Origin of the sequence: Pseudoalteromonas sp. M8 (assembly GCF_018141365.1) — a bacterium.
Lineage (GTDB): Bacteria > Pseudomonadota > Gammaproteobacteria > Enterobacterales > Alteromonadaceae > Pseudoalteromonas.
Genome location: NZ_CP047240.1, coordinates 2,382,385 through 2,401,420, shown reverse-complemented (window position 1 = coordinate 2,401,420; position 19,036 = coordinate 2,382,385). Strand labels below are relative to the sequence as shown.

General features: G+C 44.4%; 13 protein-coding genes. 8 read left to right on the top strand and 5 right to left on the bottom strand.

Annotated elements, in window-relative coordinates; translation table 11 throughout:
• Positions 1-247 precede the first annotated feature (247 nt).
• The 7 genes from GSF13_RS15370 to GSF13_RS15340 all read left to right on the top strand — a co-directional run bounded on the left by GSF13_RS15370 (position 248) and on the right by GSF13_RS15340 (position 8,193).
• Positions 248-1,516 carry an efflux RND transporter periplasmic adaptor subunit gene (locus tag GSF13_RS15370; RefSeq protein ID WP_211866169.1) on the top strand — a complete coding sequence of 423 codons (1,269 nt, stop codon included), beginning with the start codon at positions 248-250 and terminating at the stop codon, positions 1,514-1,516.
• A gap of 41 nt (positions 1,517-1,557) precedes the next feature.
• Entirely contained in the window at positions 1,558-2,253 is a 696-nt protein-coding gene (locus GSF13_RS15365; RefSeq protein ID WP_211866167.1) for an ABC transporter ATP-binding protein, read from the top strand.
• A 9-nt stretch (positions 2,254-2,262) separates the two neighbouring features.
• Complete coding sequence (locus GSF13_RS15360) at positions 2,263-3,624, top strand: ABC transporter permease (protein ID WP_174168801.1); 1,362 nt, start codon at positions 2,263-2,265, stop codon at positions 3,622-3,624.
• A 2-nt stretch (positions 3,625-3,626) separates the two neighbouring features.
• Positions 3,627-4,847 carry an FtsX-like permease family protein gene (locus GSF13_RS15355; RefSeq protein ID WP_174168802.1) on the top strand — a complete coding sequence of 407 codons (1,221 nt, stop codon included), beginning with the start codon at positions 3,627-3,629 and terminating at the stop codon, positions 4,845-4,847.
• Between the two features lie 60 nt (positions 4,848-4,907).
• A complete protein-coding gene (locus GSF13_RS15350) occupies positions 4,908-6,227 on the top strand; it encodes a sigma-54 dependent transcriptional regulator (protein ID WP_174168803.1) in 1,320 nt (439 codons plus the stop codon).
• Positions 6,224-7,561, top strand: a complete 1,338-nt coding sequence (locus tag GSF13_RS15345) for an ATP-binding protein (protein WP_211866165.1) — start codon at positions 6,224-6,226, stop codon at positions 7,559-7,561. Before GSF13_RS15350 ends, GSF13_RS15345 begins: the two co-directional genes overlap by 4 nt.
• 185 nt (positions 7,562-7,746) lie before the next feature.
• A complete protein-coding gene (locus GSF13_RS15340; protein ID WP_211866163.1) occupies positions 7,747-8,193 on the top strand; it encodes a hypothetical protein in 447 nt (148 codons plus the stop codon).
• Between the two features lie 58 nt (positions 8,194-8,251).
• Here the strand turns inward: GSF13_RS15340 and GSF13_RS15335 are convergent, their stop codons facing one another.
• From GSF13_RS15335 to GSF13_RS15320, 4 genes are all read right to left on the bottom strand, one after another.
• Positions 8,252-9,694 (bottom strand): catalase, encoded by a 1,443-nt coding sequence (locus GSF13_RS15335; RefSeq protein ID WP_211866161.1) that lies wholly within the window; start codon positions 9,692-9,694, stop codon positions 8,252-8,254.
• 190 nt (positions 9,695-9,884) lie between these two features.
• Entirely contained in the window at positions 9,885-11,603 is a 1,719-nt protein-coding gene (locus GSF13_RS15330) for an AMP-binding protein (RefSeq protein ID WP_211866159.1), read from the bottom strand.
• A 227-nt stretch (positions 11,604-11,830) separates the two neighbouring features.
• Entirely contained in the window at positions 11,831-15,004 is a 3,174-nt protein-coding gene (locus GSF13_RS15325) for a multidrug efflux RND transporter permease subunit (RefSeq protein ID WP_010604876.1), read from the bottom strand.
• A gap of 4 nt (positions 15,005-15,008) precedes the next feature.
• Positions 15,009-16,181: an efflux RND transporter periplasmic adaptor subunit gene (locus GSF13_RS15320; RefSeq protein ID WP_102056877.1), complete on the bottom strand. Its 1,173-nt coding sequence runs from the start codon at positions 16,179-16,181 to the stop codon at positions 15,009-15,011.
• 418 nt (positions 16,182-16,599) lie between these two features.
• On the opposite strand from GSF13_RS15320, the gene GSF13_RS15315 reads away from it, so the two are divergent.
• Complete coding sequence (locus GSF13_RS15315) at positions 16,600-17,202, top strand: TetR/AcrR family transcriptional regulator (RefSeq protein WP_010604874.1); 603 nt, start codon at positions 16,600-16,602, stop codon at positions 17,200-17,202.
• Here GSF13_RS15315 and GSF13_RS15310 read toward each other — a convergent pair.
• Positions 17,186-19,030 carry an ABC transporter ATP-binding protein gene (locus tag GSF13_RS15310; RefSeq protein WP_211866157.1) on the bottom strand — a complete coding sequence of 615 codons (1,845 nt, stop codon included), beginning with the start codon at positions 19,028-19,030 and terminating at the stop codon, positions 17,186-17,188. The two genes, GSF13_RS15315 and GSF13_RS15310, sit on opposite strands and share 17 nt — an antisense overlap.
• Positions 19,031-19,036: the final 6 nt, after the last annotated feature.

The following is a 19,036-nucleotide window of genomic DNA, read 5'->3' as shown; positions in this document are numbered from 1 at the left end:
GGCGGTAGCAGGATGCAGTAGCGGTGTTATCGACAAAATTTTCTCGCTGCAGAATAGATCACTTAATAAAGCAAATTGATATAAAGCTCCCTTGTCCGCAAACTGTCCGGTGTCCGTCCAAACCCTCTCAATAAAGCCGTTAAATTACATAAATAGCATATAAAACAGTAAGATAAATTATGGCACGCTACTTGTTATTAGTTACTCATAATAATCGCGGACACCCTCTTGTCCGCAAGGAGGTAGCATGATTAAAGATACAAGTGCGCAAGATAAACAAATCGCAAAGAAACGAACCATAAAAAAGCCTGTGCTTGCGTTGTTGGCCGTTGGCATCACCTTAGGTGGATTGACCAGTGCTTGGCCAAGCATTAACACAATTTTATCTGCAGAGCAGACGGTATCGCGGGAGCAAGTACGTCTCGCCACGGTAGTGAGAGGTGATATCAGCGAAGATATTCGTGTTGAAGGGCGTACGCTGGCTGCGAATAATCCCGACTTATACGCCATCGCATCGGGCACAGTAACGCTAAACGTTAAACCCGGTGATGCCATCAAAGCAGGGCAAGCGTTGCTTAGCATAGACAGTCCAGAGCTTACCAACCGTTTACTGCAAGAAGAGGCGACATTTGAACGTTTACAAACGGAAGTTGAGCGCCAACGGATCTCGATTAAACAGCAGCTACTTGATACTAAACAACGCATGGAAATGGCGAAAGTAGACTTAGAAGCGGCAGAGCGGGAAATGGCACGCTCAAAACAAAGCATCGAAAAGCAAATTATCTCAAAATTAGAGCTTGAACAGTCAATGGTTGAACTTAAGCGCGCGCAGCTACAAGAGCGTCACGCCATCGATTCGCTAAAGCTTGAGCAAGAGCGACTTGCGTTTGAGCTAAAAAGTAGCGAGCTGAGCCTAACCAGACAACAGCATATTTTAGAAGAAGTGCAGCGTCAGGTAGCGGCACTTAACATTATATCGCCGTTGTCGGGTATTGTTGGTACGGTGCATGTCCAGCAAAAGCAGTTTGTACAGCGAGATGCGGCACTAATATCCTTGGTTGACCTTTCAGAGCTTGAGGTTGAAGCGCAAATACCAGAAATTTATGCCGACAATCTAGGTGTCGGCATGGCCGCTGAAGTATTTATCAATCAATACCAATACCATGCAAAGCTTGTCGCTATTTCCCCTGAAATCGAAGCTGGCCGTGTCAGTGCGCGAGTACGCTTTGATGAACAACCAAGTGGTCTTCGCCAAAACCAAAAGGTATCTACAAGAATTATCCTGTCGCAAAAGCAAGACGTGCTCAAAGTAAGGCGTGGTGCATTTGTTGAAACTGGCGCAGGGCGTTTTACCTATACGGTTGTCGGTGAGCAGGCTGATCAAACACCCATTCAGCTCGGTGTAAAAAGTATTTCTGAAGTTGAGATTATCGAGGGCCTGAGTGAAGGACAAGAAATCGTGGTTTCAAGTTTAGATCCGTTCAATAACAAAGCGCGAGTGTTACTCGGGAAGTAGCCTCATCTTGCGTACCGAATAAGAATGAGAAGGAATAGACAATGTTAAAAATGAATGAAGTAAGCAAAATTTATCGTACAGATCTGATTGAGACCCATGCGCTCAGCAATGTTAATTTAACCATTGAAGAAGGGGAGTTTATTGCGGTCACAGGCCCGTCAGGATCAGGCAAAACGACCTTTTTGAACATTGCCGGTTTGTTAGAGCGTTTTGAGCGCGGTGACTATTTTCTAGATGGTGAAAACGTTGCCAATCTTAACGATAGAAAGTTGTCTCAGCTAAGAAACGAAAAAATTGGCTTTATCTTCCAAGGCTTTAACCTTATCAGCGACTTATCTTTATATGACAACGTTGAAGTGCCGCTCATTTTTCGTGGGATTAAGGCCTGTGAGCGTAAAAAGCGCATTGAAGAAGCGCTTGAACTCGTTGGGCTTGCAAGCCGAATGAAACATCATCCCGCACAGCTAAGTGGCGGGCAACAGCAGCGTGTGGCTATTGCCAGAGCTTTGGCGGGGAAACCGCGATTCCTACTAGCGGATGAGCCAACGGGTAACTTAGACAGCTTAATGGCAAGGCAAGTGATGGATTTATTACAAGAAGTGAATCAGGCGGGTACAACATTGATTATGGTAACCCATGACAATGAGCTGGCACGACGAGCGGGTCGTAACATCCAAATTCTTGATGGTGAGCTAACCGACATCACCAAATCTCAGCTAACTGAACTGGCAGTGTAGGAGTAAGCGATGAAAGAGCTAATACTATTAGCTTGGCAGGGATTAAAGCAAAAACCCAAGCTAAGCGCACTGATGGTGATCAACCTTGCAGTTGGGATCACCTTGATGTTGACGATGTCAGCCATTGTAAAACAAAGCAGCAGTGAGGTGATTGGTTATAAGGGAGATCACTTGTACACCGCGGGCCTAAATTTTTTTGATGGCGACCAAGACGTTGTCGATTTTAACCAATTTCCACGCTGGACATATCAAGATGCAGAGGCGCTTAAGCAAGCGGATTTACCATACGAGCATCTATCATTTAACTACACCACAGAGTTTATTGTGGGGCTGGCGGATAACTCAGTTAGACCTATTAGTGTAGAAGCTTCTGGTACAGATAGAGAAATGTTTAGTGTACTAGATGCGCCGTTTATCCACGGAGCTTCTTGGAGTGAACAAAGCCAGCAAAGTGGTGAAGCGGTCGCTGTGATCAGTAAAAACGCTAATGACCATCTTTTTGGTGGGGCGAATTCTGTCGGGCAGTTTATTCAAGTTCAAGGCGAACAAATACAAGTCGTGGGCGTGGTTGATTTGAGCAATTATAAACGTCGTTTCCAAGATTTGAGCTTTAGTAATAATTACAATCACGATGCATTTATCCCGCTAAATTATGCCTATGCGCAAAACTTTCCAAGAACAGGGCAAGTATCGTGTAGAACCGACGATTTATACACCGCAACCAACCCGCGTAGCGGCAGTATCGACATGCTGAAAAGTGCTGAATGTGGTTATTTGACGGTTTGGTTCCAGTACCAAAATGATATGGGGGTGGCACATCTTGCAGAGCTAAAAACTTGGTTGAATAACTATACTGCAAATCAGCAAGTGGTTGGCCGTTTTCAACACAAAAATCTCACCGATTTTTATAGCATGGGTGAGCTCTATATTTTGATCCAGCGTTTTATGGCATGGGAAGCCATTTACCTAACGTTTTCATATTTACTATTTGCCATTTGTCTAGTGAACACTGTGGGGATCCTACTGGCCAAATTCCAAGCCAATCGTAAGCTTATTTCCCTTTACCGAGCCCTCGGTGCAAATCGTGGGGTGATCATGAAAATTCATTTTCTAGAAATTCTCATGCTCACAGTTGCATCTGTGTTGCTTGGTTTTGTACTCGCATTTGCAGGACTCGAGTTGATGTTCCATTTACGTATGTATCAGACGGATTATATGGCATTTGCCGAGCAGGTTCGTCAAATCTATCAGTTTGATGGTGAGCTGGCACTTTTGACCACCATAGGTATTTTCTTGGCGGTTGGGATATCTGGATTATATCCGGTATACCGTAGTAGCCGTGTATCACCAGCTGCAGAGTTAAGGGGGTAAGTATGGCGATTAAACATATTTTAAAACTGATCTTAAAACAAAAAAGTATTGCGCTGTTAATTATTCTACAAATCGCGATCACCGTGATGATTGTCAGCAATACCGCGTTTATCAGCTATGCAACGCTGCAAAACTGGCTAATTCCTTCAAAGTTGGAAGAGCAACAAATTCTCAATGTAACGACGCGTGTGTTTGATACCTCCGTAGACGTGCAGTCACTTATAGAAAAGGATATTCAAGCGATTGAAAATGTGCCTGGGGTCGTTGCCGCATCTTATGCTGGTAGAGAGCTGGTATTAAACAGCTTAGGCCCTGGATGGACTATTTTTAAAGATACCCAACCAGAAACGGATTACAGCGTGTTCGGCTACTTTGGCTTGGATGAAAAAGGGGTAGATGTACTTGGGCTTGAACTCGTTGAGGGGCGGAGATTTTATGCCAGCGAATTTATCAAAGGTGATGAGGCAACAAAAAATGCAGGCGTTATTATGATAAGTGACGACCTTGCCACGTCTTTATTTGGTGGTGACTCTGCCCTTGGGCAGACGGTGTATATTTCAAGACAACGCATTCCACATCAAGTGATTGGTGTTTATAAAGGTAAAATGCTTGGAGAAGGCGCAACATACAATCAACAACACTACAATTCAGGGGTTGTACCTGAGGTCATATGGGGTAACCGTCAACGAGCCAATTATTTAGTCAGGGTTGAAAAAGGTGTGTCTGAGCGAGTGCTAGAAGAAGTTGAAACGGCACTGTATCACACCAGCGGACGAATGGTTGAGCGAGTAGAGTTTGTTGCTAGGGCAAAAAAACGTTTGTGGGATGGCCGTAGCACCTTTGCACTCACCATGGCAGGTATAAGCATCATAGCATGCGTGGTCACCGCGCTTGGTATTGTCGCACTTGTCAGCTTTTCTGTTAGCCTAAGAAAGAAAGATCATGGTGTACTTCGTGCGTTAGGGGCATCTAAAGGCAAAGTGATGTGGTCTTTAATTAAAGAAAATACAATTTTAGTCTTTATCGGTTTAGTGCTAGGCTTTGGTCTCTCGATTTTGCTTTACTATTTTTTGATGAATAATGTTCGCGTGCAAAGTGTGGTAGAGATCCCGTTATTGGTTGGGGTAGCTATTTTTACTTGGCTTGTGAGTACATTGGCAGTGTACCTGCCTGCCAAAGAAGCTGCGAAAGTGTCGCCGGCGCAAGTAACTAAATCCAGTTAATAATAAAAACAACAAAGCCCCGAAAGGGGCTAAATCTACAAATTAGGATCAAAAGCGTTCATGAGTGTATTGGTAATTGACGATAATCCGGATGTAATTCAAGCCATTAAAGTCCTTTTGTTGCTCAATGATATTCCGTGTGAAGGTGTTACCTCTCCGCAGCTGGGCCTAGAGAAGGTTCGTAGCAAACAGTTCGACTTAGTTATTCAAGATATGAATTTTACCCGAGACACCACCAGCGGCGTGGAAGGTAAAGCCCTGTATAAAGCCATTCGAGATTTAGAGCCAGACTTACCCATCATCTTACTGACCGCTTGGACAAATCTTGAAATGGCGGTGGAGCTTATTAAAGATGGTGCGGCAGACTACTTAGCCAAACCTTGGAAAGACCATAAACTCGTCACCTCAGTGAAAAACTTGCTCGAAATGCGAGAACTACAAGAGCAAGTAAGTAGCGCTGCTAATCAGCGCAACGCCAGGTTACAAAAGCTAAAAGCGCAATACGACCTGTGTGGTGTGGTGGTTGCCGATCCTGCCATGTTGAGCTTGCTTGAAATGGCGACGCAGGTTGCGCACTCCGACGCGCCAATTCTGATCACAGGACCAAACGGCGCTGGTAAAGAGAAAATTGCAGAAATCGTGCAAGCCAATAGCAGCTATAAACATAAACCCTTTATTAAAGTGAATGCGGGGGCCATTCCGGCGGACCTCATTGAGGCCGAGTTATTTGGGGTTGAAAGTGGTGCTTATACAGGTGCACAAAAATCGAGGGCTGGACGTTTTGAAGCCGCCGATGGTGGCACTTTGTTTTTGGATGAAATCGGCAACTTGTCTTTGACAGGGCAACAAAAATTGCTAAGGGTTTTACAAAGCGGCGAGTTTGAGCGCGTTGGCAGTAACGTGACCAAAAAGGCGAGCGTTAGGGTGATAAGTGCTACCAACAGTAATTTACCAGAGGCCATTCGCGCAGGTACTTTTAGAGAAGACTTGTATTATCGGATCAATATGATTGAGCTTAAATTGCCGCCACTATCTGAGCGAAAAGAAGATATTGCCGTGTTAGTGGATCACTTTTTACCTAGCAATAAGAGTTTGAGTAACGCAGCAATGAAGCAGTTAAAGCATCATACTTGGCCTGGAAATGTCAGGGAGCTTGAAAACACCATAGGTCGTGCTGTGTTGCTGAGCCCCAGGCAAGAAATTGAGTGTGAGCATTTAGCAATTCAAATACCACAACATGAAGAGCCGCTTGAATATACACAAGCAGATATCGAAGCTGCATTAGACAGCGCTGATGGCGTAGTCAGTAAAGCCGCAAGAAAGCTTGGATTAAGTCGGCAAGCACTATACCGGAGAATGGAGAAGTTTGGTTTAAAATGACGGTGTCTCTTCAAGCAGCGGTGTCTGCATGCCTATTTGTATCACTATTGGTGTTTGCGGCTATTCTATGGCTGGCAGCTTTATTTGCAATACCATTTACTCTGGCAATTCCACTGGGGCTAATTGTTGCGGCGGTAGTAGGCATTGTCGGTATCAGTTACTTTTTCTCTCGCCAACAACGGATCATAGATTGCTTAACGGACGGGATCCGCAGTTTTAAAGATCAAGACTTTTCAGTTCAAATTACGCATTTTGAAAGCATAGAAATGTCTGATCTAATTTTGGAATATAATCGTTTATCGACAACATTAAAAAAGCAGCGCCACGCCACCAGCCAAAGGGAGTTACTACTTGATACCATTTTGCAGGTGTCACCGGTATCTATTTTATTACTAAACCAATTTGATCAAGTGGTATACGCTAATGATAAAGTAGGGAAATTACTTAATAACAACAAGTCGTTAAGTGGCCTTGTACTTCATCATGCCATCGCGAATGCAGATCCTAAGCTGCAAACAATTTTGCTACAAAAAGAATCCGGGTTTGTGACCTTTCAAGCCAATGATGAAAAGCAAAGCTATTATTTTTCAAGGCAGAGTATCACACTCAACCACCAGCCACATGTATTGCTAATGTGTCAAAACTTATCTAGCGAAATGAGCCGTCAAGAAGTAGGGCTTTGGAAAAATGCGATCCGCCTTATCAGTCATGAACTCAATAATTCATTAGCGCCTATTTCTTCGTTGACTAACTCCGCAAATACGATTGTTGAGCGCAGTGCTAAAGAACAAAATCATACCCTAGTCCAGTTGTTGCCTGATATGCTGGCAACCATTAATCGCCGCACCGAAAACTTGAGTGAGTTTGTCGCTAAATATAGCGAATTTGCGAGATTACCGGCTCCTAATATTTCAGAGCAACCCTTGCAGCCCTTACTTGATACCGTAAATAAGCTTTATGACTTTACTCTGCTGGCACCACTTCCTGTGGAGCGCGCTTTTTTTGATCCCATACAGGTAGAGCAGGTGATGATTAATTTGGTTAAAAACGCCCATGAGTCAGGATCTAAGATAGATGAAATAGGCGTGAAGCTGCTGGTTGATTATCAACGCCTGATAGTCGTGGTTGTTGACAGAGGTGTAGGAATGGAAGAAGAAAAGCTAGCAAACGCAGTACTGCCGTTTTTTTCTACTAAACCCAGTGGCACAGGCATAGGGCTGAGTATTTGTAATGAAGTCGCGATTGCCCATGGTGGACAACTTAAACTCTTTAATCGCGAGAAAGGTGGTCTAATGGTCCAGTTTGATCTACCCCTCGTTGCACCAAAAACATAGCGTTGTAATAACACTTACCCATATCAGGTGGGAGCGGGTTCACCCCGCGATCTTTTAGGTTTTTATGCCGCGGAAATCTTTTTGTCGTGATAAATCACGACCTACAGATAATATTGGTTGAGCGCATATCTATCGACAGGCAGAGGCAGAGCAGCGATACTCAAGCAAGTTGACAATATAGGGAAATGAACTTGAACACGAAAACTCAAACGACCAACCACTTTTTACTCTTCGCGGGTGTGTGTACAGCCATTGCGGCAGTGGCGCACATTGGCTGCATTATCTTTGGCGCGCCTTGGTATCGCTTTTTTGGTGCGGGCGAGGAAATGGCTACTATGGCCGAACAGGGGCTTATTTATCCGCACATTGTCACTGCCGTTATCGCTACGATTTTACTGCTCTGGTCATGCTATGCGTTTTCAGGGGCGAAACGGATCCGACAATTACCTATGCTTAAAATCGCCCTGTGTGTAATAAGTGCAATCTTTTTAATAAGGGGAATTGGCTTTGTTTTTATCATGCCAACGATCCCAGATAACAGCATGACGTTTTGGCTGGTGAGTTCATCAATTTGCTTGGTTATAGGTGGGGCTTATACGCTTGGAACCAAAAAGGCATGGTCACAAATCTAGCAGCTTTAAAAGCTAGCACTTCAGGTGCTAGCTTTTTGTTCAGACTAGGCAGTTAACCTTATTCATTCAGTGCTGTTCTAACACCGGCTTCAAGTTCTTCGTGAACAGATTTAAATAACCCAAGTTGGCGTTCAATGATATGTTCAGGTACACCCGCCATAGCGCGCGCTATGTTGCCGTACAAGCGCTGCTTTTGGGCATCATCAAATAGGCAATATAGAGCACGAGGCTGTGAGAAGTCATCATTGTCTTTGCGGTGGGCGTATCTATCCGCCATTCCTTCAAGCTCAAGAGCAGGGCGTTTATACTCTGGGCTCTCTTTTGGGCCTCCCATCGAGTTAGGCTCGTAGTAAGCATCTTCGTTACCACCCGGCTCATTGTTAAAGAACCGCATTGCACCGTCTTTGTGGTAATGGTGCACTGGGCATTTTGGACGATTAACGGGTAATGCCTCATAATGCGTACCGAGTCGGTAGCGGTGAGCATCGGCATAGGAGAAAATGCGTGCTTGCAACATTTTATCCGGAGAAAACCCAATGCCAGACACCACGTTAGACGGACTAAATGCAGCTTGTTCTATCTCAGCAAAATAATTGTCTGGTACGCGATTTAATTCGAGAGTGCCAACATCGATGAGTGGAAAGTCGCCATGCGGCCAGACTTTGGTTAAATCAAACGGATTGTGTTGGAACTGTTTTGCTTGCGCTTCAGTCATCACTTGAATTTTCATATCCCATTTCGGATAATTTCCGCGCTCTATGGCCTCAAGCAAGTCCTCTTGAAAACTCTCTCTGCTTTCGCCAATTACTGATTTTGACTCTTCATCGGTATGATGCTGGTGGCCTTGTTGGGTTTTCATATGAAACTTCACCCAAACTCTTTGGTTTTCCTCGTTAATCAAACTAAAGGTATGAGAGCCATAGCCATTCATATGTCTCACATCCGTTGGCAAGCCACGGTCAGACATTAAAATCAATACTTGATGCAGGCTTTCTGGCGACAGTGACCAAAAATCCCATTGCGCGGTGTTGGAACGCAGGTTGGTTTTTGGGTGGCGCTTTTGGGTGTGAATAAAATCTGGGAATTTATACGGATCACGGACAAAAAATACGGGGGTATTATTACCAACTAAATCCCAATTTCCTTCATCAGTGTAAAACTTTATCGAGAAACCTCTTACGTCACGCTCCGCATCGGCAGCCCCTTTTTCACCGGCTACTGTTGAAAAGCGCATCAGAATGTCGGTTTGCTTACCAACCTCAGCAAATAGCTTTGCCTTGGTATATCGGCTTATATCGTTTGTTACCGTAAATGTTCCAAACGCACCCCATCCTTTAGCATGCACGGTACGCTCTGGAATACGTTCTCTATTTTGATGCGCCAGTTTTTCGATTAACTGGTAATCCTCAACCAATAATGGGCCTCTAGGACCTGCGGTAAGACTATTTTGATTATCGGCGATTGGATTACCAGCTGTGGTGGTTAATGGACACTTGGTCATTGCTCGTTTCCTTCATATAAAATTTAGAAACTAACAGCAAGAAATGAACCAAAGAAAAATTCAATTTAAACAATTAGTTGAGTAGTAGCTTAGCGGTGGTTGTGATTTTTACAGAGCAAAGTTTTCAAACGCGTTGTAAGAGCTACGTAAGTGGTGAGCTAGGATATTGCTCACCACTTACTCATCTTAGTTACTGAGATTCGGCAAATGCATCAAGCTCACTTTCCATTTGCTCTCGCATTTTGAACTTTTGTAGCTTGCCTGTGACTGTCATCGGATAATTTTCAACGAGCTTGATATGTTTTGGGACTTTGAAATAGGCGAGTTTATCTTTTAAAAATATACGAATATCCTCTTCCGAAATATAGTGTCCGGGCTTAAGTTGAACCCAAACACATACTTCCTCACCATATTTTTCGTCTTTGATCCCAAATACAGCGGCGTCTTGAATATCATGATGATGATAAAGCACTTCCTCAATTTCTCTGGGGTAAATATTCTCGCCACCGCGAATGATCATGTCTTTTATGCGGCCGACGATACTGACGAACCCTTCGTTGTCCATTACCCCTAAATCGCCAGAATGTAGCCAGCCATCGCTATCAATAGTTGCCGCCGTTTTTTCTGGGTCTTGCCAATAGCCTTTCATTACGCAATATCCTCGGGCACATACTTCACCAGGCGTACCAATTGGGGCAATATGTCCTAGCTCGTCAATAATTTTGACCTCGGTATGTGGCATAGCGCGACCAACAGTCTGCACGCGTTTCTCAACAGGCGAATCGATTTCGGTAATATTATTGATTGGGCTGCACTCGGTTTGCCCGTAACCAATGAGTACATCGGTCATATGCATTTGGGTTTGTACTTGGCGCATGACCTTTTCAGGGCAGGTAGAACCTGCCATCACGCCAGTGCGCAGCGAAGATAGATCAAACTGTGTAAAGTCTGAGTGCTCTAATTGTGCGATAAACATTGTTGGTACACCGTGAAGCCCAGTGCACTTTTCTCGTTCAACAACTTCTAAGGTGACAAGCGGATCAAAGCTATCGTTAGGGAATACAGCGCACGCCCCTTTACTGATACAAACGAGATTACCGAGCACCATGCCAAAACAATGATAAAGCGGCACGGGAATACAAAGCTTGTCTTGCTCTGTGAGCTTCATAGCATTGGCGACGAGTAATCCGTTATTGAGGATATTACTGTGGGTGAGGGTGGCGCCTTTCGGGTTGCCTGTAGTACCTGAAGTGAATTGAATATTGATTGCGTCGCTGGCACTGAGGTTGGCTGCAATCGCATTTGCCTCAAGATAATTGGCATCATTAGCTTTAGATAACAGGGTGCTGAAATTCATTAGACCTGGTTCAATATCCTCGTCAATCAGCACAATCTGTTTGAGAGAGGGAAGGCGCTGTGAAGACAATTCGCCAAACATGCAGTCATAAGATTCTGGTGCCAGCTCTCTTATCATGTCAACGTAATGGCTATGTTTAAATGATTTCGCCATAACTAACATCTTACACTCAACGTTGTTTAGCACGTATTCAAGCTCGCTTGGACGATAAGCTGGGTTAATGCACACCATGATCGCGCCAATTTTAGCGGTTGCAAATTGCACTAGACTCCACTCAAGATTGTTTGGAGACCAAATCCCAACTCTATCCCCTGGTTGTATGCCTACAGCTAAAAGGCTTGCGGCAAGTTGATTTATTTTGGCGAGATACTCTCGATAATTTAAGCGAACAGATTGATGAGAGACAACAATGGCTTCTCTTTCTGGATAATTGTCGACAATATCTTCTAGGTATTGCCCTATGGTGAGTTGAGTAAGCGGTGCTACTTGGGGGCCTTTGAAGTAACTATTTGTAAGTGCACTTGCATTTATTAATTGGCTCTCTGTTGTCATATCTTGTCCTTGCTGTTGATCTCTAGTTTTTATCATTATGCTTTATCAGTGATAACCTAATTGTCGACAAAATCAAGTGCATTTGGACGAAAAGCATGAAATTACGACTAATGGCTAGTGATAAAGTGTGTGATGGTGAGGTAGCGGAAAGGTCAAGAGTAGCTTTTTTGGGGTATAAAAAACGCCTGAAAATTCAGGCGTTTTGTGGTTTCACTTAAGGGATGTTATTAAGCTAATCCTTCATCTGTATCGACATGCTCATCTTTATGATGCTTCGCGATTTCATCTGAAAGTTCTTGCTTAGAACGCTTCTCTGACATCCGTCTTGCCATTAGCCAATAGAAGAATAGTGGCAAGAAGAATACTGCGAGGAAGGTAGCCGAGAGCATACCACCCATTACGCCAGTACCCACACTGTGTCTTGCTCCTGCGCCAGCTCCAGAACTCATCACCAGTGGAACTACACCAAGTATGAAAGCAAGTGAAGTCATGATAATAGGTCTAAAACGCAGTCTTGCCGCTTCAAGGGCTGCAGTTGCTGGACTCCATCCTTCTTGATACTTCATGAGTGCGTACTCGACAATAAGAATGGCATTTTTACTGGCAAGGCCGAGTAGGGTAACCAAACCGATTTGGAAGTAAACGTCGTTGGTTAGCCCAGCGATCCAGATTGAGACCAATGCACCAAAAGTACCAAACGGTAGCGCTAACATAACCGAGAATGGCAATGACCAGCGCTCATAAAGTGCTGCGAGGATCAAAAATACCATGATCACGGCCATACCGAGTGCAATACCGGTTGTACCAGAGTTTTGCTTTTCTTGGAACGCGGAACCCGTCCACTCGTAAGTCATATCAGGTGGTAGCACTTTGTTGGCGATACGCTCAAACTCCGCGATAGCTTGACCTGAGCTGTAGCCGGGTGCTGCTTCGCCCATTAACTTAACTGCAGATAAGTTATTGTAACGATTCATGGTTTCCGGGCCACGACTATACTCAACATCCGTAAATGCAGAAATTGGTACCATTTCGCCACGATTGTTTTTCACATAAATGCGGCCAACATCTTCCGGTGTCATTCTAAACTCGGCTTCAGCGGACATAATCACTTGCCATGCACGACCAAATTTATTGAAGTCGTTGACGTAGTAATTACCTAAATTGGCTGCAAGTGCGTTAAACGCAGAATTGATATTAACCCCCATGGCACGCGCTTGTTCACGATCCATATGCACTTTTAGCTGTGGTGCATCAGGACGCCATAGCGTTTGAATGCCTGTAAGGATAGGGCTCTTCTGCGCCTCGGCCATGATCATCTGCATGCCTTGCTTCAATTTAGCGGGATCAGAGCCGCCTTTATTTTGCAAGAAGACTTCAAATCCGCCTGTTGTACCCAAGCCGAAAATTGGCGGTGGGTTAAACGCCAGCACTAATGCTTCGTTAATATGCGCGGTTTTCATAAATAACTCACCAACAAGTTCCTTCGCCGACACATCGCGTTCATCCCAATGTGTTTGCGTCACGAACATAGTCGCCGCGCTATTTTTGAAGCCACCACCGATGAAGTCCATCCCCGTAAACGCCACGACGTTTTCGTTAGCTGGGTTTGACTTCGCTGCAGCTATCACTTCATCGGCCACTTTAGCAGTGCGCTCTAACGAAGAGCCATCAGGCAAGAACACCGCTATCATATAGTAACCTTGGTCTTCATCTGGTACCAACGAGCTTGGTGTTTTTTGCCACAGGAATACCGTTGCACCAATCATCGCTACCATTAAGGTTAGGCCTACAAAACCACGGCGAACCATAAAGCTAACCGCACCAACATAGCGTCCGGTTACACGATGGAACCAGTCATTGAACCACAAGAAAAACTTGGCATCCTGTTTGTGCTCGTGCTTAAGCAGCAATACACAAAGTGCAGGCGTCATCGTCAGTGCAACCACACCGGATAAACTTACAGAGATGGAGATTGTGATCGCAAATTGACGGAATAGTTCGCCTGTTAACCCGCCTAGGAAAGCGATAGGTACAAACACCGAACACAATACCAATACAATCGCGACTACGGGGCCGCTTACTTCTTGCATCGCTTTAACTGCGGCTTCTCTAGCCTGCAAGCCTTGCTCATGCATAATACGCTCGACATTCTCAAGTACTACGATGGCGTCATCTACCACGATACCAATCGATAACACCATGCCGAACAGCGTAAGCGTGTTAATCGAGTAACCGAGCATATAGAGACCTGCAAATGTACCAAGTAACGAGACCGGAACTGCAAGCGTTGGAATTAGCGTTGCACGCCAGTTTTGCAAGAACAGGTAAACCACTAAGAATACCAAGATCATTGCTTCACCAAGCGTTTTTAACACCTCTCGAATTGAGACTTCTACAAAGCGTGTGGTGTCGTAAGAGTTAACGTGAGCGAGGCCTGTAGGGAACTGAGGTTTGATCTGTTCAATTTCAGCCTCTACTGCTTTAGCCACGTCAAGCGCATTCGCGCCCGGTTGTAAGAATACACCGAGTAATACCGCTTCCTTACCGTTAATAGTACCTTGGAAGTTATAGTCTTTAGAACCAAGCTCTACGCGAGCAACATCCTTAAGGCGCAGTGTTGAGCCATCTGGGTTTGCACGAACGATGATATTTTCGAACTCTTCAGCCGTCGATAAACGTCCTTTCGCGGTGACACTATAAACGAGCGATTGCGCGTCTTGAGATGTCGGTGTTGCACCAATACTACCCGCAGCATACTGAGAGTTTTGCTCTCTAATTGCACCCGCAATATCGTCAGCTGTGACTTGCAGTTGACTCATAATATCCGGGCGCAACCAAATACGCATGGCATAATCTTTAGCACCGAAGATCTGCACATTGGTCGTACCAGGAATGCGTTTGACGCGGTCAAGGATATTCATGGTGACGTAGTTAGATGTCCAGAGACTTTCTCGAGTACCATCTGGCGAATAGAATGCGTGTACTTGTAAGAAGTTAGAAGATGTCTTTTGAACCACCACGCCTTGGCGTCTAGTTTCTTCAGGGAGACGAGCTTCTACTTGCTTCACCCGGTTATTTACATCTACGGCAGCCTGATCAACATCCGTTCCAATCTCAAAAGTAACTGCGATCGTCGTTACGCCAGAGTTGGTACTGGTTGATGTCATGTACATCATGCCTTCAACACCCGTAATCGCGTTTTCGATAGGGGTTGCAACAGTTTGTTCTAATACATCTGCTGATGCACCAGGGTATACCGCACGTACCTCAACTTGAGGTGGTGCAATTTCGGGATACTGTGCAACAGGCAAACTGCGCATTGCAGCAAGCCCCGCAAGCACTATTACGATAGAGATAACAAAGGCAAAAATAGGCCTGTTTATGAAATATTTGGAGAACATCAGATTATTCTCCTTGCTCGCTCACAGACACTGGCATACCAGGGAAGAAGATCCTCGCCATACCTTCAACGATGACAGGTTGACCTTCTTTTAAGCCTTCGCGAATAACCCACATATTCTCATTATTAAGCTTGACCCACTCACCAACTTTGACCGGTGCAGGCAGGGCTACGGTTGTGCCTTGTTCATTTTTGGTGGCAATGTATACAAATTTACCCGTGCCGTTGTCTAATACCGCTCTTTGCGGAAGTACAATGGCGTTATTGCGTACCGCACCAGAGAGTTTAACTCGAACAAACTGACCCGGTCTTAACTCGCCATTTTCATTAGGAATACGAGCTTGTAACTCACTGGTACCCGTGAAGCGGTTTACCCGAACGTCGCTAAAGTTTACTTTACCGGCTTGTCCGTATAGTGAACCGTCTTGCAGAATAATCGTGGTATCAAATTCATTATGATCTGGTAATGACAATGAGCCATTTTCTACATCTTGGCGCATTGTTAGCTGCTCACGCTCTGAAAAGCCGAAGCGAGCACGAATGGTGCTAATGTCGGTAAGTTCAGTTAATAGTACACTCGGACCAGAAACATAACTGCCTTCTGACATCAGTTCACGACCAACAATACCAGAAACAGGTGCTTCAACTTTGGCGTATTCAAGGTCTAGCTTGGCTTCACTCAATGCGACTTTTGCAGATTCTAAATTCGCAACTGCAATATCGTAGGCCGATACTGAGTTATCAAAGTCGCGCTTTGATACTGAACGCTCGTTCTTCAAACGCTCAAGCCTTTCGCTCTCGCGCTTAGTTTGATCAACGTTTGCTTTTGCTGCCTGAAGTGCAGCCTGCGCTTTTTCTACCGCTAATTCAAAAGGTTTAAGCTCGATGGTGAATAATGAATGACCAGCTTTTACAAATTGACCTTCCTCAAAGTTGCGAGATTCGATGATCCCAGAAACTCGAGAACGAATTTCGACTTCTTTATCACCCGCGAGAGTGGCCGGAAGTTCGATATCGAAAGGCACTGATTGAGTAGTAACTTGTTGTACACTCACTTGCGCAGGTGGCATTGCATGGCCCCCTTGCTGTGGTGCTTCTGAACACGCTGACAAAGTGCCTAACGTGAGCATTAAAAAAGATAGGTGTTTAACACGACTGCGTATTGATGCTGGATACATGAACACTCCAATTCCTATATTATCATTTTATGCTGCCCCGGCTTTGACGGGGAACTACCTTGCAATTTGCCTTTAATAACGCACACTCAACTGGATGCAATCAGTCAAGTGAGTTCATTTCATACCTTAACCACACCAAAGTAAAGGCTATTTGTTCGACAATTAAACAAGTAAACGGTAGTGTATACTTAAAGAAATAAAAGGTAAACGGTTGCGTGTACTTTTCTTCAATTTAGGTATACGATCATGTGTACTTTTTATTAACGACTTTATTGATTAAAATAAAGGGAATGTTGATTTATTACGAAGAAGGCTTATCTCTGTATAGAGAGGTGATTCTCGGTATACAACTGACCATGTGAGTAGCAGCTATCAATGGCTCGCTTTTCCCACTATTAATTAAAGACAGAATAAGTAAATGACGCAACTTTCACCAAAACAGCAGTCAATTTTATGTGCAGCGATAGAAGAGTTCGCTCAAAAAGGCTTGCAGGCGACGACGATGGAGTCGATCAGTCAATCAGCGGAAGTATCAAAGCGCACGTTATACAAGCATTACTCGACCAAAGACGAGCTCTTTGATGCCGTTGTTGAGCTGTTAATTGAGCGAATTAAGCCGATAACTGCGATACAATTTATCCCAAACTATGACTTTTCAGTGCAACTGCAACATCTTGCGAAAAGCGCAATGACTTTGTTGAATGACGAGGATTATATGCGTTTGTCGCGTATTGTGATGATTGAATCGATGCGTAGCTTTGAGCAAGCACAGAATTTAAATGAAAAGTTTAGTCATTGTGAAGCCGCGATGATCCAATGGTTCGAAGATGCTGCGAATTCAGGGTGTCTTGGTAGTTTTGATGCGGACTTTGCCGCAGCGTACTTTTGGGGCGCACTGAAAAAGCTAGGCTATTGGGAACGCGCGATAAAATGGCAAGCTCCGCTTCCAGAAGCAGAGCTTGATATATTAGTTGAAAAGGCGGTCTCGCTATTTTGTAATGGCGTTACTCAACGCCAATAAATCCACCGGTTTGATGCGACCACAGTTTGGCGTAAATACCACCTAAAGCTAGCAAGGATTGATGGCTTCCTTCTTCTACTATCCGACCTTCATCCATAACGATTAATCTGTCCATTTGTGCAATCGTGGATAACCTATGGGCAATTGCAATAACGGTTTTACCTTCCATCAGTGCATCTAAGCTCTCTTGGATAGCTTGCTCAACCTCAGAATCCAAGGCTGAAGTGGCTTCGTCTAAAATTAAAATTGGCGCATTTTTTAGTAATACACGGGCAATGGCGATACGTTGGCGTTGGCCACCTGATAGTTTCACACCGCGTTCACCTACTTGTGCGTCAAAGCCAGTATTACCGTGACTGTCTTCTAAGTCTTGGATAAAATCGTAAGCCTGCGCTTCTTTTGTTGCGGCTATTAATTCTTCTTCTGATGCATCAGGGCGACCATAAAGAATATTGTCACGCACGCTGCGATGGAGCAAAGAAGTATCTTGCGTCACCATGGCGATATGACGTCTTAAGCTTTCCTGTTTTACTTTAGCAATATTTTGGCCATCTATTTCGATGCTGCCGCCGTCAGTATCGTAGAACCTCAGTAATAAGTTCACTAAGGTCGACTTCCCCGCACCTGAGCGGCCAACTACACCAATTTTCTCGCCGGGTTTGATATGTAGGTTCAAGTTGTCGATGACGTTATGTTGTCTCGCTGCATCTTTACGCTTATAAGCGAAGGTAGTGTTACAAAAGTCGATTTTTCCGGCTTTAAAATCTAACTGTGGCGCTGTTTGTTGGTCAACAATATCAAGCGGTCTTGAGAGTGTGTTCATGCCGTCTGCAACCGTACCAATATTTTCGAATAGGCCGCTAATTTCCCACATTATCCACTGCGCCATACCATTTAGTCGTAAGGCTAAACCCACTGTAATTGCGATTGCACCAGCGGTTATCGCATTAAAAGACCATAAGTAGATGGAAAGTGCCGCGACGGAAAATACCAAAAGATAATTTAAGGCTTGAATACTAACGTTTAAGCTAGTTGCTAAGCGCATTTGCTTATATACAGGTTGAATAAACACATCCATGCTGTCTTTGGCATATTCTTCTTCTCGTTTGGTATAAGAGAAAAGCTTTACGGTTGAAATATTGGTGTAGCTATCAACGATCCTTCCCGTCATTTCTGAGCGCGCGTCAGCCTGCTCACTAGAAACACGTTTTAGTTTAGGAACAAAATAGAATTGGAAACAGATATAGCAGGCAAGCCAAATAACTAGCGGGATCATCAAACGTATATCACTGCTCGCAACAAGTGCGAGCATGGCGGTGAAGTACACTAAAATATAAACCAGCACATCGAGTAGCTTCATGACTGATTCGCGCACGGCTAGGGCGGTTTGCATCACTTTAGTTGCAATACGCCCTGCAAACTCGTCTTGATAGAATGTCATAGACTGCTTTAGCAAGTAGCGGTGTGCCTGCCAGCGAATAGCCATTGGGTAATTACCCAATAAACTCTGATGTAAAATGGCGCTGTGAAAAAAGACTAACAGTGGCAGCGCCACTAACGTGATGACAGACATTCGAATTAACTCGGTTTGTTTAGCTTCAAATAGAGTTTGTGGTGTATAAGTGGAGAGCCAGTCAACTAAATCACCCATAAAGCCAAATAATGTTACTTCCAAAATTGCGAGGAGCGCAGCACTTAGCGACATAAATAACAAGGGTAATTCCATTCCCTTAGTATAGAAGCGACAGAAAGCCAACAAACCTTGTGGTGGCTGACCAACTTCTTGCTCGGGAAAGGGTTTGGTAAAGCGTTCAAATACTCGATACATGGATGA

What these genes read in the sequence shown, in the direction of transcription:
- GSF13_RS15370 (WP_211866169.1), top strand. Translation starts at nt 248, where the DNA reads ATGATTAAAGATACAAGTGCGCAAGATAAACAAATCGCAAAGAAACGA.
- GSF13_RS15365 (WP_211866167.1), top strand. Translation starts at nt 1,558, where the DNA reads ATGTTAAAAATGAATGAAGTAAGCAAAATTTATCGTACAGATCTGATT.
- GSF13_RS15360 (WP_174168801.1), top strand. Translation starts at nt 2,263, where the DNA reads ATGAAAGAGCTAATACTATTAGCTTGGCAGGGATTAAAGCAAAAACCC.
- GSF13_RS15355 (WP_174168802.1), top strand. Translation starts at nt 3,627, where the DNA reads ATGGCGATTAAACATATTTTAAAACTGATCTTAAAACAAAAAAGTATT.
- GSF13_RS15350 (WP_174168803.1), top strand. Translation starts at nt 4,908, where the DNA reads ATGAGTGTATTGGTAATTGACGATAATCCGGATGTAATTCAAGCCATT.
- GSF13_RS15345 (WP_211866165.1), top strand. Translation starts at nt 6,224, where the DNA reads ATGACGGTGTCTCTTCAAGCAGCGGTGTCTGCATGCCTATTTGTATCA.
- GSF13_RS15340 (WP_211866163.1), top strand. Translation starts at nt 7,747, where the DNA reads ATGAACTTGAACACGAAAACTCAAACGACCAACCACTTTTTACTCTTC.
- GSF13_RS15335 (WP_211866161.1), bottom strand. Translation starts at nt 9,694, where the DNA reads ATGACCAAGTGTCCATTAACCACCACAGCTGGTAATCCAATCGCCGAT.
- GSF13_RS15330 (WP_211866159.1), bottom strand. Translation starts at nt 11,603, where the DNA reads ATGACAACAGAGAGCCAATTAATAAATGCAAGTGCACTTACAAATAGT.
- GSF13_RS15325 (WP_010604876.1), bottom strand. Translation starts at nt 15,004, where the DNA reads ATGTTCTCCAAATATTTCATAAACAGGCCTATTTTTGCCTTTGTTATC.
- GSF13_RS15320 (WP_102056877.1), bottom strand. Translation starts at nt 16,181, where the DNA reads ATGTATCCAGCATCAATACGCAGTCGTGTTAAACACCTATCTTTTTTA.
- GSF13_RS15315 (WP_010604874.1), top strand. Translation starts at nt 16,600, where the DNA reads ATGACGCAACTTTCACCAAAACAGCAGTCAATTTTATGTGCAGCGATA.
- GSF13_RS15310 (WP_211866157.1), bottom strand. Translation starts at nt 19,030, where the DNA reads ATGTATCGAGTATTTGAACGCTTTACCAAACCCTTTCCCGAGCAAGAA.